Genomic DNA, 12,929 nt, shown 5'->3' with positions numbered 1-12,929 from the left:
CTCCCCGCCGGCCGCGGCGGGACCCGTACCCCCCGGTGGCCGAGCCCGCTTCGCGAAGAGCCTGCGGCGCAACCTCACCGCCCACGGCTTCCTCATCGGCGCCGTGCTCTGCTTCGCCTTCTTCTCCTGGTACCCGATGGTCAGGGAGTTCCTCCTGGCCTTCCAGAAGAGCGAGAGCGGACAGTCGACCTGGGTCGGCTTCGACAATTTCGCCACCGTCGTCAACGACCCCGCCTTCTGGCAGGCATGGCGCAACACGCTGCTGTTCACCGTGCTCGCGCTGCTCTTCGGCTTCGTGGTCCCCTTCGTCGTCGCCCTCGTCATCAACGAGTTCCACCACGGCCAGGGCTATCTGCGGCTGCTCGTCTACCTGCCCGTGATGCTCCCCCCGGTCGCCTCGGTGCTCCTCTTCAAGTACCTGTACGACCCCGGCTACGGCCTCCTCAACGAACTCCTCCGCTTCCTCCACCTCCCCGAGCAGCAATGGCTCCAGGACCCCGACCTCTCCATGCTCTCCGTCGTCATCGCCTCCACCTGGATGAACATGGGCGGCGCGGCNNCCCCGGCGAGCTGTACGAGGCGGCCGAGCTCGACGGCGCCGGGCTGTTCCGCAAGATCTGGCACGTCACCATCCCGCAGACGCGCCTGATCCTCTCCCTGATGCTGCTCATGCAGGTCGTCGCCACGATGCAGGTCTTCGTCGAACCGTTCCTGCTCACCGGCGGCGCCGGCCCCGAGGGATCGACCACGACCGTCGTCCACCTCATCTACCAATACGCCTTCAACTTCAACAACTACGGTGCCGCGGCGGCGCTCGGCCTGCTCCTCCTCGTACTCCTGGCCGGATTCTCGGCGGCGTACGTGAAGCTCAGCCGCGCCGAGGACGAGTAGGACCGGGGAGACCAGCATGTCCACACGCACACTCATCTCGCCGGCGCAGCTCGCCCGCCCCCGGGGCAAGGCGCTCTACCGGGTGGTCCTCGCCGTCGTCGTCGGCGGCTTCACCCTGGCGTTCCTCGGCCCCCTCTACTGGATGGTGTCCAGCGGCTTCAAGGACACCCAGGAGGTCATCCAGACACCGCCGACCCTGGTGCCGGAGACCTTCGCGCCGGAGAACTACTCACGCGCGTGGGAGGTCATGGACCTCTCCACGCTGCTCTTCAACACCCTCTACTACGCGTTCGGCGCGCTCGCCTTCCAGCTCGTCCTGGACGTGGCCGCCGCCTACTCCCTCTCCAAGCTCCGGCCGGTCTTCGGCAAGGCCGTGCTCGGCATGATGCTCGCGACCCTGATGATCCCGGCGACCGTCCTCGTCGTACCCCAGTACCTGACCGTCCTGGACCTGCCGGTCTTCGAGCGCAACCTGCTCAACTCGCCCTGGGTGATCTGGCTGCCCTCGGTGACCAACGCCTTCAACATCTTCCTGCTCAAGCGCTTCTTCGACTCTATCCCCAAGGAACTCCTGGACGCCGCGTCCATCGACGGAGCGTCCCCGATGCGGATCCTGTGGTCGATCGTGCTGCCCGTCTCACGGCCGATCCTCGGAGTCGTCTCGATCTTCGCCGTCGTGGGGGTCTGGAAGGACTTCCTCTGGCCGATGCTCACCCTGCCCGACCCGGCCGGCCAGACCCTCAACGTCGGCATCTACTCCCTCTCCAACGGCGTCCCGGTCAATGTCCTGATCGCCGCGCTCACCATCGCCTCCGTGCCGACTCTCCTCATCTTCCTGGTCTTCCAGCGCAACATCATGAGCGGCCTCACGGCGGGCGGCCTCAAGGGCTGACCGGCCGTCCGTGCCCCAGCAGGCACCGGCGCCACCCCGGCCCCGGCCACCTCGCCACCCGGCCCCGGCCGCCCGCGTCGCCCCGCGGCCTCCGCACCACCCCATGCCTTCGTCGCCGGCCCGCCGTCCACGCCCCGCAGCAACCGGGCCGGCGACGAAGAACCCCGACCTGCCCGAAAGGACCGTCACGTGGCAGCCCCTCTCTCGCATCGCACCGACGACTGGTGGCGCGACGCCGTCATCTACCAGGTGTATCCGCGCAGTTTCGCCGACGGCGACGGCGACGGCACCGGGGACCTCGCGGGCGTCCGGGCGAGACTGCCCTACCTCGCCGAACTCGGCGTCGACGCCGTCTGGTTCACGCCCTGGTACCTCTCGCCCCTGGTCGACGGCGGCTACGACGTCGCCGACTACCGCACCATCGACCCCGCCTTCGGCACCCTCGCCGAGGCCGAGAAGCTCATCGCGGAGGCCCGCGAACACGGCATCCGGGTGATCGTCGACATCGTCCCCAATCACGTCTCCGACCAGCACGCCTGGTTCCGCGCCGCCCTCGCGGCCGGCCCCGGCAGCCCGGAGCGCGAGCTCTTCCACTTCCGTCCCGGCCACGGCGAGCACGGCGAACTCCCGCCGAACACCTGGCCCTCCCAGTTCTCCGGACCGACCTGGACCCGGGTCGAGGACGGCGAGTGGTACCTCCATCTCTTCACCCCCGAACAGCCCGACCTCAACTGGGCCCACCCCGCCGTCCGCCGCGAACACGAGGACGTCCTCCGCTTCTGGTTCGAACGAGGAGTCGCCGGCGTACGGATCGACTCCGCCGCGCTGCTCGCCAAGGACCCGGCCCTCGCCGACTTCGTCGAGGGCGTCGACCCCCACCCGTACATCGACCAGGACGAACTCCACGACATCTACCGGTCGTGGCGCGCCATAGCCGACGAGTACGGTGCCGTCTTCGTCGGCGAGGTCTGGCTCCCGGACTCCGAACGCTTCGCCCGCTACCTCCGCCCCGACGAACTCCACACCGCGTTCAACTTCAACTTCCTCTCCTGTCCCTGGGAGGCGGAGCGGCTGCGCCGCACCATCGACGACACCCTCGCCGAGCACGCCCCCGTCGGCGCCCCCGCGACCTGGGTCCTGTGCAACCACGACGTCACCCGCACGGTCACCCGCTACGGACGCGCCGACACCGGCTTCGACTTCGCCACGAAGACCTTCGGCACACCCACGGACCTCGCCCTCGGAACCCGACGGGCCCGCGCTGCGGCGCTGCTGACCCTCGCACTCCCGGGATCGGTGTACGTGTACCAGGGCGAGGAACTGGGCCTGCCCGAGGCGGAGGTGCCGTTGCACCGGATCGAGGACCCCATGCACGCCCGCTCCGGCGGCACCGACCCCGGCCGCGACGGCTGCCGCGTACCTCTGCCGTGGACCGCCGGAGCGCCCGGGTACGGGTTCGGCCCCGACGCCGGCTCCGAGCCGTGGCTTCCCCAGCCCCGGGACTGGGACGGCTACGCGGTGGACCGGCAACAGGCGGACGGGCGATCGATGCTGACGCTGTACCGCGAGGCGCTGAGACTGCGCGGCTCGGTGGAGGGATTCGGCGACGGCCCCCTGACCTGGCTGCCCGCGCCGGAGGGAGTACTCGCCTTCGCCCGCGGCGAGGGCCTGCTGTGCCTGGTCAACCTCTCCGCGACCCCGGCCGGACTCCCGGCGCACGAGGAACTGCTCCTGGCGAGCGGCCCACTGGCCACCGACGGCCGCCTGCCCGCGGACACGGCGGTGTGGCTCCGGACCTGACCCTGCTCGTACGGCCACCCGGCGCGGCACGGCGCTCCCGGCACCGAGGGCCCCGTGCCGCACCGGGCTGCTCCGACCGCCGCGCCGGCTGCGGGCTCAGACCGCTTCGTCGTACCGGCGGAGGACCTGAGGCAGATAGTCCGCGCCGGGACCGAGCCGGTCCGCCTCGGCGGCCGACGACACGAAGGCGACCTCGTCCAGCTCGGGCCCAGCGCCGTGCCCGGTCTCCGCGGCCACCAGCTCGGCATGCCGACGGAGCAGCAGGGCGCAGGGCACGGGCGGGGCGAGGAAATGGAAGCCGAGGCTGCCGAACCGGCGTCCGCGGGTGACCGCGAACAACCGCAACTCCTCGTCGGCGATCCGGACCCCCAGCTCTTCGACGAGCTCGCGCGCGGCGTCCCGCCGGAGGGCTTCCCCGTCGAGCGGGTGACCGCTCGCGGGCGGTTCCACCGAACCGCCCGGGAGCGTCCAGCGGCCGGGCGCGGCCGTGGCAGGAGCCCCGCGGCCGACGACGAGACCCCGCTCGGTGGGCAACAGCACCGTGACGAACACCGACCCCGGCACGTCTCCGGCGGCTCTGAGCACCCGCAGGGCCCTGTGCCGGTACGAGAGCCGCGCCCAGCGCGCCACCAGCACACCGGGCGCGGGGAGGTCGATCCCCAGACTCGCCACCAGGGGTCCGTCGAACGTGGTGGGACTGCGGGCCTGCGTGCCGGCCCACAGCCGGTCCACCTCCTCCCGCTCCCAAGCCGTCAGGGCGGGCGGAGGGTGCTCGACGAAACTGATCCGGCGGACGTCGAGGAACTCCACGGGCCGCACCCGGCGGTGATCGCTACCTGAGGTGGTCACGGAGTACCTCCTCCGCCTCGTCGAGCCGCTCACGCAGTTCGACCGCCGCCCGGACACGGCTCCGGGCGTACTCCTCCAGGGACGGCGTGACCGGTCCCAGCCCGTCGACGACGGTGTTCAAGGGGTAGACCGCGCACCCGAGGTACGCCGCCGTCAGCCGCACCACGCTCACCAGCTCCTCCACCGGCGGCGTGGGATGCAGCTCGTGGTAGGCGGCGACGAGCCGCGCGAGGCCTTCCGGCCAGTCGGCGTGGGTCAGCACGGTGCGGGGATCGAGCGCGAGGCGCCCCAGTTCCCACATCGGGTCCCGCCGGCCGGGCGGGTGGAAGTCGATCACGGCGGCGACGCGGTCACCGCGCAGCAGTACGTTCGGGCCCGACAGGTCTCCATGCACGATCTGCGAGGTCGTCTCCGACGGCGCCCTGTCCAGAAGCCGTTCCACGAGCGGCAGCGCGGCCAGGCGTTCCCGCGCGGCTCTCGACGCCCACTGCTCGAAACCGGTGCGCGGCGGTTCCACCTCGTACCGGCGCACCAGGTCCGTGAGCCGCACGCGGGCGCGCCCCGGATCGAAGGACCGATCCCTCGGGCCGAGCACGGGCCGACCGAGCGGATGACGGGCCAGCCCCCGGTGCAGACGCCCGATCGCCGCGCCGACGGCCTCCCATCTCCGGCCCGAGAGCCGTCCGTCGGCCGTGACCGCTCCCGCGACGTACGCCGTCACGGAGAGGGCCGTCCCCTGGTACGAGGCGACCAGCCGCTCCTGGTCGACGACGGGACGGGCCCGCGCCACGGGCACGCCGCAGAGCCCCGCGTACTCGCTGAGCCGGACCGCGGCCTCGGCCCGGACGAGATCCGTCCCGGCCGGGTACGTCTTCACGAACCAGCGGTCGCCCGTGGCCGTCTCCGCCACGAAGTTACGGGTCTCGGTACCCGCCGGCCCCTCGGTGAGGGAGGCAGCGACGATGCCGAACTCGCCCGCGAGCAGGAGCGTCACACGGTCGAGCAGGGCACGGGAGCTGAGGGTCACGACCGAGCCTTCCCGCGCGGCGGCGCGATAACCCAGCCCCGCGCCGACTCGCTGCCTGGAGCCGGGCCTCGTCCACCCTCACCTCCGCACCCTGGCCCAGGTCCAACACCGCGTCCGACACGGCGCGCATCCGGGGCTCGCGGAGGTCGAGGACCGGCGTCGGGTTCGAGACGCCGTGGGCGACGAGTCGCGAAGGGTCAGGACACGGACCTGCCGAAGAACTCCAGCTCCGCGACGGCCACCTGCTTCGTGGCGTCCGCCCGCCACGCCGTGCGCAGCACCAACTGCACCGTCAGCGCGTCCCGTACCCGCACGTCGACCCGCTGGGTGCCGCCGTCGTTGATGCGGTGCTGGGAGACGTGTGTCTCGCCGGAGGAGTCCTTGACCACCAGGTCGAAGGTGCGCGGGGTCGCCTGGCCGTCGGCCTGCGTGGTGTTCTTCGAGCTGCCGGGGGTGATCAGGACGCTCAGCAGATCGGTCGGCTCGGCGAAGCGGGCCTCCATGTACTGGCCCGCCGAGTCGCCCGCGTACCCCGTGCCCCACCAGGTGTTGGAGTACCCGTCGCCCGCCAGCTTCGCCTGCTGCGTCGGCGCGGAGTGGGAGGCCGCCCAGGCCACCGGGTGGACCGGGACCCGCTTGGCGAAGTGGTCCTGGATTGCGCGGACGGCCGGCGGACCGCCGACGATGCCGCCGACCACCACGGTGACCACCCCTGCCGCGATCAGGGCGCGGACGATCCAGCGGCTCCGGTCGCGGGTCAGCCCGGGACGTCGGCCCGCGTACGGGCCCTCGGCCGTCGAGAGCTGCTCGGGAACCATCGGAGTGGCACAGAAGCGGCAGAAGTGACGGCCCGGGGTGTTGGCCAGCGAGCAGGCCGGGCACGGTGTGCCGCCCTGTACGGGGACGGGCGCCTCGGCGGCCCGGACGGTCGGCCGGGCGGCTTCCGGACGCGCGGGGAGGACGGGCGCCGCGACGGCCGGCTCCGCGGGACGGTTCCCGGGGACCGGGACGAGGAGGGACCGTACGAGCGTGTCCGACGGGCCGTCGGACGCCGAGCCTGCCTCCGGCACGGGGACGGTCGCGGGCTCGGAGCCGGACGCGGGTGCGAGGGCCTCCGAGGTGGGGGTCACGGCGGGCAGTGGGGCGGTCGCCTCCTCGGCACCGACGGAGGACCGGCTGTCCGTCGCGGCGTCCGTCGCATCGGCGGGGGAGCCGGCCGACCGCTCCGCGGCGGCCAGCGGCGCGTCCTCCGCCGGCGTGGCCTCCCGCTCCTCCGGGACCGTCCCCCCGGACTCCGAAGCAGGCGGGGCGGGCGGGCCGGACGCGACGGACGAGGCGGATGGCGCGGTGGCGGACGAACCCTCCGCGCTCGCCGCGGCGGCCGGGCTGTCCCAGCGCAGGAACGCTCCGCAACTGTCACAGAACGACTGGTCCGCCGCGCGCACCGGGCTCGCGCAGTCCGGGCAGGGACGGGACTGGGGCGCGTCACTCATCAGGGTCAAGCTCCTTCGGATGTACGGGAAGAGGTCGCCGTGTGCGGCGGGGAGTTCGTCACCGAGACCGTGAACGGCAGGTGCGCGGGACGGGCCGCGGCCACGACCGCGCGCAGCCGGTGCGGATCCACGACGGCCGGGTCGGCGACCCGGAGCACCACGTGCAGTCCGGCGACGGGCGCCCCCGGGAACGGTCCGAGCGGCGCGGACGACCAGCTCGCACCCCCGCTCTCGGTGATCTCCGGAGGCACGCCGAAGGCGAGCCGGACCGCCGCCGCGAGCCCCTGCCGGGTGCCGCGCACCCGATGCAGCGCCACGGCCGAGGCGACCGCGTGGCGGCGGAGCGGCAGCGGCTCGTCGCCGTCCAGCTCCGCGCCGACCCAGGTCGCCAGGTAGTCCACGAAGTCGGCCGGGGCGAGCGCCGGCGAGAAGTACGCCTCCAGGGAGTCCAGGACGTTGAAGAGGGGAGCGAGGACGACATCCAGGCCCGACACGAACCGCTGCCCGAAATCGTCCTCCGCGTACACGGCCGGCAGCGCCGCACCCAGCGGGTACGGGGTCGCGAGGCCCGGCACCGTACCCCGCGCGGACCCGCTCACCGCGCCTCGATCACACGGACGCGATGGTCGAACGGGAAGAGCAGCGCGGACGGCGCCAGCTCGATGCGGTCCGTCGTGTCACCCCTGCGGCCGGTCAGCGGATCGGCCGGATGCAGCAGGACCTCGTCCACCAGCTCCACGCCCGGCACCCGCTGGAGCGCCGCGAAGACCTCACCGGCCCGCAGCGGGCGCCCGAACGGCCATCCCTCGCCGTGTGCCCCGCCCGTCAGCGGGTCCAGGTACGCGTACAGGGCGTCCAGCGCCTCCGCCCGTACGCGCTCCGCCTCGGCCGCCCGGAAGGAGTGCAGCGTCGCCACCACCGTCACGCCCTGGTAGAACGGCGGCCCGACGGCCAGCCGCGTGCCCAACGGGCGCCGCTCGTCGAGGAAGCCCGTCACCCGGGACAGCAGCTCCTCGCCCGGCACGAGCTGCTCGAACCGCAGCCGGCCGCCCCGGTCCGGAACGGCCTGCGGCACGACCAGGACCCGGACCGCGTTGTCGCCGGCGTCGGCGGCGTCCGCAGCCAGGCAGGAGATCCGCGCCGCCTCGGGCGCCGCCCGGCGCGCCAGCTCCTCGTAGTCCCGGGCGGTGACGGCCCGTTCCTGCGCGCGGAGGCTGATCGGGGCGCGGGACTTGGCCTCCTCGACGGTCTCCCCGTCCACCCCGCCGCGCGCCGCCTCGCGGTTCTCCACGCGCGCGATGTACGGGATGGAGCTGCGCAGGACGGTGATCGTGGAGCGGGCCACGTTCCCCGACCGGCCGCCGCCGGTGCCGTAACGGACCGCGCGGATCGCCGCCCCCTTGGGCGGCACGGCACCGAACTGCCTTAGTGTGCCGTCCGGTTGACGTACGCACGGCCCGAAGGCGATCTCACCGGTGGCCGCGTCGAGGGTGAAGTGCCGGTCGCCTGGGCGGGAGGAGGCGAAGTCGCGGACGACGGTCCACTCCTGCCAGCCGGCCTCGGGGTCCTCCTCGTCGACGCCGCTGTCCGCCCGCTCGGCGACCTGGAGCAGCAGCGGCGGCCGGTCCACGACCGGTGCGTGCGCCAGCCGCAGCCGCTGCGCCGGCACTCCCTCGGACTCGCCGAGCTGCTCGTTCCGCACCGCCTCGGCGTGCGCCGCGCGGACCGTCCCGCCGATGGTGAACGCCTCCGCCGCCCGTACCGTCGGCGACTCGCTGTACGACGGCAGACCCGCGGCGGCCTCGACGACCCGGCAGCGCACCCAGCCCGCCTCGTGCCCACCGAGGCGCGACACCGCGTGCCCGGACGGCATGTGCAGCACCACCTCGCCCGGGCGGTTGAGCCCGCCCGTGCTGTCCTCGTCGACCTCGCACGCGACCCAGCCCTCGGCCCCGGTCCACGCCTCCCACACCAGGGGCGGCCTGCGCGGATCCACTCCCACACCGTCCACCCGGCTGTCCAGGTCGAGGACGAGTACACAGTCCGGCACCGCGGCCGAGAGGCCGAGCAGCAGCAGATCGCCGACGCGAGGCAGGGGCGAGAACGCGGGCACGTCCGCACCGCCGAGGAGATCCTGCGAGCGGTCCTCGGGTGCGCCACCCGCCTCCTGGCGCAGGATGTGCGTCAACGAGCAGGGCACGACGGTCAGATCGGCGGCCGTCGCGAAGACGACCGCCTCCTCCGTCTCCGTACGCCCGGTGGACACCTCCGTACCCGTGGGCAGCACGACCGGCTCCGGCTGCGGCGCCGAGAGCCGGAAGGTGATGTCGGCGCGGGCGGCCGCGGGCGGGAACAGCGTCACTCCGAGCAGGTCGAGGAAGGCCAGGTGGTTCTTCTCCGGGACCCGGTTGAGGCGGTAGACGAGCTGGTCCGCCATGTGCGCGACCGCCTCGACCAGGGTGACGCCCGGGTCCGAGACGTTGTGGTCGGTCCACTCGGGGCACGCCTGCTGGATGTAGCGCTTGGCGTCGTCGACGAACTGCTGGAAGCGGCGGTCGTCGAGATGGGGTGCGGGCAGGGCCATGGTGGCTCTTTCAGTCCTCGGAGGGGATGACGTAGAAGGGGAAGACGAGGTTGCGCGGGTTGTTGGCACCGCGCACCCGGTAGCGGACGTCGATGAAGAGGGTGGTCGGCTCCCCGGGGGCGGGAGAGACCGTGACCTCCTCCACGTCGATGCGCGGCTCCCAGCGGTCGAGCGAGGACATCACCTCGTACCGGACCCGGCCCATCGTCGAGTCGTTGACCGGCGCGAACACCAACTCGTGCACCGCGCAGCCGAATTCGGGCCGCATGGGCCGCTCGCCCGGCGCGGTGGCGAGGACGAGCCGCATCGACTCCTCGATCTCCCGGTCGCGCCGGACGAGCGCGATGGAGCCGCTCGGGCCGGTCCGCAGCGGGAAGGCCCAGCCGGCGCCGACGAAGTGCTCACTCAAGGGAAGGTCCTCCTCTGGATTCCACGGGACGGTGCGGCGGAAGCGTCGTCAGAACGGCAGGCTCGCCTTGACGGGATTGGGGAACGGGGGAGTCACCGAGATGAAGGCCGGCGCGTTGACCACGGCCTCGGTGAGAGCGGTGACCTTGAACTTCGTCCCGGCCTTGATGTTCACGCCGAGCCCCGCGTCGAGCGTGATCCGCCCCGTCGCCGAGAGCGTCAGATCCGCCCCCGACTCGACCCTCACCCCCTTCGCGCCCGTGATGGTCACCGTCCCGTCGCTGTCGATCGTCAGGGTGGTGCGGGCCTCGTTGAGCTCCACGCTCAGGCCCCCCTTCGCGGTGCGCAGCCGGATGCCGTGCGAGGCACGCGTCCGGCCGCCCTCCTCGCGCAGCTCCACGGTGTGACCGGTACGGGAGGTCAGGGCGCGCCACTGGACGCGCCCGCTGGTCGGATCGACGGGCGGCACCCGGTCGGTGGCCGGGGTGTGTTTGTCGACGCCGTTGTACAACCCCGCGAGGACGTACGGGTGTTCGAGGGAACCCCGGTCGAAGGCGCACAGCACCTCGTCGTCCACCTCGGGGAGCATCAGACCGCCGCCCCCGCGTCCGCCGAGCTGGGCGACCCGGCACCAGCCGCTCTCGTACGTCGCCGACAGCCACGGGAAGCGCAGCCTGACCCGGCCGAGCGAGAGCGGGTCCTTGGTGTTGGTGACCAGCGCGACCGCGACACCGGGCATCGGCGGGGCCGCCTCCCCGCCGCCGGAAGCCGTCCCGTACAGCGAACGGAACTGCCGCCCGGACACGGTCAGCCAGGTTGCGAACTGCCGTCCCGACGCGAAGACATGACGTACCCCGGTCGCGGTGTACCGCCCCTCGAAGGGGAAGCCGGCGCCCTTCACGGCCACCGGCTGTCCCGGTTTCAGCGCCGGATTGCCGGTGACGGCGACCTCGAGCTCCGCGAACGAACCGGTGACGTCGTCGGCGAGCGCCGTCGCCGCCTGCGTCACCTCCGACTGCGTGGTGAACGGCGTGTCCGTCGCGGCGAGTTCGGCCGGACCGAACGGTGCGGAGAGCTGCGCCGGGGTGATGTCCGAGACGATCTCCTTGCTCGCGACGGCGGGCGTCGGCGAGGACAGCGCCTGCTTGGTACGGGGATCCCAGCCCCGCACGTCGACCTTTCCGACCTGTCCGGCCGCGGTCACGGACACCCGGCTCTGCAGTGTGTTGCTGCCGAAGTCCAGGACGTACGGGCTGGCCGCGGCCGGCGTGGTGTCGGCGGGCGCCGAGGAGGCCGGGGGCAGCGCGGCGAACACGAGCCGGCCCGCCGGGTCGAGCGACAGCCGGACGTCGTTCTCGCGCGCGAGCCGGGAGAGGAAGTCCCAGTCGGTGATGTTGGGCTGGGTGGCCAGCTCGTACACCGTCGGCGTCGCGTCGACCTTGCCGAGCGGGATCCGGTTGAGCCCGGCGAGCTTCCGGACGATGTCGGAGGCCGTCATGTTCGGATAGCCCTCGACGCGCCGGCTGCGCAGCAGACGGTGGCCGGGATCGTAACCGCGCACGATCAGGTACCGGCCGTGACCGGGCGCCGCGTCCACCTCGACGGCCGTGACCTCGCCGGTGAGCATGGGCTCCCCGAGCCTGCCGTCGGTGAACGGGGACAGCACCGCCATCGCACCGACCTTGAGGAACGGGAACTTCGTGGTGAGGGTGCCGTCCTTGTCGCCGAACGTCAGCTGGAACGCGGACGGGACGTTGACGCTCGCGTCCACCCAGCCCTCGGTGAGGCGGACCGCGAGCGGGTCCGGCAGCGGCGTGCCGTCGAGCTGCACGTGGAGGACGGTGGTGAAGGTCTTCTCGCTCATGAGGCGCCCTCGGTCTCCGGCGTTTCGGTGGTGGACGGGAGCAGCAGTTCGGTTCCGGGGCGCAACCGCATCGGGTCGTCGATGCGGTTCGCCTCCGCGATGACCCGCCAGCGGGTCGCGTCGCCGTACTCGCGCCAGGCGAGGGAGGCGAGGGAGTCACCGGCGACCGTGCGGTGCACCCGGCGGGCCGAGAGCGCGCCGGACGTCGGGTTCTGCTTCTTGGTCGCGCTGGAGATCTCGGTGAGGGAGAGCGAACACGTCGCGCGGATCGGTATCCCGCTGGGGCTGAAGAGGGTGTACGTCGCCGACACGGAGGTCACGTACGCGACGAACTGCACCGTCGAGAACGACCCCCAGGAGAACCGCACCCACGGCGGCGACGGCGCCTTCGCGGCGATGCTCTGCTGGGTCACCTCGCAACAGGACAGCAGCAGCTCCACCTGCTGCTGCACGTCGTTCGACGACGGGTCGCCCGAGCGGTCCAGGAAGACCTCCAGCTGGAGCCGGGCCGGCTCGCTGCCGGTGAACTTGGGCGGTGCACCCCGGTCGTACGCGACGGCCTGCTCGGTGAACCAGTTCGCGGACCGGCTCAGTTGGAGCTGGTCGGGGTTGAACTCGAACTTCACCTCGCCGAGCTTCCCGCCGTACGAGCTCGACAGATCGGTCGGAGGCTGGTGGATGGCGAGCGAGGCGCGGGAGAGGCCGCTGGCCGTCAACCCACCGAAGAACGGGGCCATCTCAGGCGCCTCCCGCGTCGGTGAACCCGTGGTGCGCGATCTCCAGGGTCTCCGTCGCCACGGCCGGACTGGCCGGGTCGAGGGTCGGCCCCGTCCAGCGCACCGGCAGCACCTCGACCAGACCCCACTGCGCCACGATCGAGCCGTCCGCGCGGAGCGCCGCGATCTGCGCGGTCGGGCGGGTGATGCCCGTGGCGAGCGACGAGATCCAGGCCGCGACGTTGGCGGTCTCGGGGGTGAGGGGGCGGGTGAGCCGGATGGTGGAGAAGGTGACACGGGTGGGCAGCTGCCAGACGAAGCCGTTGTTGCCCCCCTCCCGGCGCTGCTCCACCTCGACCTCGGAGGAGAGACCGTCACAGCTGTTGAACACGCCGAGGTCCTCGC

At 72.6% G+C, this 12,929-nt stretch carries 12 protein-coding genes and 1 pseudogene; 4 read left to right on the top strand and 9 right to left on the bottom strand.

Annotation, left to right across the window (positions count from 1 at the left end; genetic code table 11):
* The 4 genes and pseudogenes from AOK00_RS41325 to AOK00_RS06355 all read left to right on the top strand — a co-directional run.
* Positions 1–558 (top strand): annotated as a pseudogene (locus tag AOK00_RS41325) (carbohydrate ABC transporter permease); the annotation flags it as partial.
* A 2-nt stretch (positions 559–560) separates the two neighbouring features.
* Positions 561–891, top strand: a 331-nt coding sequence (locus AOK00_RS40030; protein ID WP_254047258.1) for a carbohydrate ABC transporter permease, incomplete at its 5' end; no start/stop codon positions are given.
* A gap of 16 nt (positions 892–907) precedes the next feature.
* Positions 908–1,783, top strand: coding sequence for a carbohydrate ABC transporter permease (locus AOK00_RS06360; RefSeq protein ID WP_055599333.1), 876 nt, complete (start codon positions 908–910; stop codon positions 1,781–1,783).
* A 189-nt stretch (positions 1,784–1,972) separates the two neighbouring features.
* The gene (locus AOK00_RS06355) at positions 1,973–3,583 is read left to right on the top strand and encodes a glycoside hydrolase family 13 protein (RefSeq protein ID WP_055599332.1); all 1,611 of its coding nucleotides are present in this window, start codon (positions 1,973–1,975) and stop codon (positions 3,581–3,583) included.
* Between the two features lie 96 nt (positions 3,584–3,679).
* Here the strand turns inward: AOK00_RS06355 and AOK00_RS06350 are convergent, their stop codons facing one another.
* The 9 genes from AOK00_RS06350 to AOK00_RS06310 all read right to left on the bottom strand — a co-directional run.
* Positions 3,680–4,432 carry an NUDIX domain-containing protein gene (locus AOK00_RS06350; RefSeq protein ID WP_159041688.1) on the bottom strand — a complete coding sequence of 251 codons (753 nt, stop codon included), beginning with the start codon at positions 4,430–4,432 and terminating at the stop codon, positions 3,680–3,682.
* Positions 4,416–5,459 (bottom strand): phosphotransferase enzyme family protein, encoded by a 1,044-nt coding sequence (locus AOK00_RS06345; RefSeq protein ID WP_055599330.1) that lies wholly within the window; start codon positions 5,457–5,459, stop codon positions 4,416–4,418. The genes AOK00_RS06350 and AOK00_RS06345 overlap by 17 nt, the downstream gene beginning before the upstream one ends.
* A 197-nt stretch (positions 5,460–5,656) precedes the next feature.
* A complete protein-coding gene (locus AOK00_RS06340) occupies positions 5,657–6,952 on the bottom strand; it encodes an NADase-type glycan-binding domain-containing protein (protein ID WP_055599329.1) in 1,296 nt (431 codons plus the stop codon).
* A 5-nt stretch (positions 6,953–6,957) separates the two neighbouring features.
* Positions 6,958–7,551 (bottom strand): phage tail protein, encoded by a 594-nt coding sequence (locus AOK00_RS06335; protein ID WP_055599328.1) that lies wholly within the window; start codon positions 7,549–7,551, stop codon positions 6,958–6,960.
* Entirely contained in the window at positions 7,548–9,536 is a 1,989-nt protein-coding gene (locus AOK00_RS06330) for a putative baseplate assembly protein (RefSeq protein WP_055599327.1), read from the bottom strand. The genes AOK00_RS06335 and AOK00_RS06330 overlap by 4 nt, the downstream gene beginning before the upstream one ends.
* 10 nt (positions 9,537–9,546) lie before the next feature.
* Positions 9,547–9,945, bottom strand: a complete 399-nt coding sequence (locus AOK00_RS06325) for a GPW/gp25 family protein (RefSeq protein ID WP_055599326.1) — start codon at positions 9,943–9,945, stop codon at positions 9,547–9,549.
* A 48-nt stretch (positions 9,946–9,993) separates the two neighbouring features.
* A complete protein-coding gene (locus AOK00_RS06320; RefSeq protein ID WP_055599325.1) occupies positions 9,994–11,808 on the bottom strand; it encodes a VgrG-related protein in 1,815 nt (604 codons plus the stop codon).
* On the bottom strand, positions 11,805–12,545 hold the full coding sequence (locus AOK00_RS06315) for a CIS tube protein (protein ID WP_055599324.1): 741 nt from the start codon (positions 12,543–12,545) through the stop codon (positions 11,805–11,807). Before AOK00_RS06315 ends, AOK00_RS06320 begins: the two co-directional genes overlap by 4 nt.
* A gap of 1 nt (position 12,546) precedes the next feature.
* Positions 12,547–12,929 (bottom strand): phage tail protein (locus AOK00_RS06310; RefSeq protein ID WP_055599323.1); only part of this gene is annotated, 383 nt, incomplete at its 5' end.

The sequence above is a fragment of the Streptomyces aureus genome (genome assembly GCF_001418135.1).
GTDB lineage: Bacteria > Actinomycetota > Actinomycetes > Streptomycetales > Streptomycetaceae > Streptomyces > Streptomyces aureus_A.
Note: the sequence above shows the minus strand (reverse complement) of the source record. Positions and strands in the feature narration are given on the sequence as shown.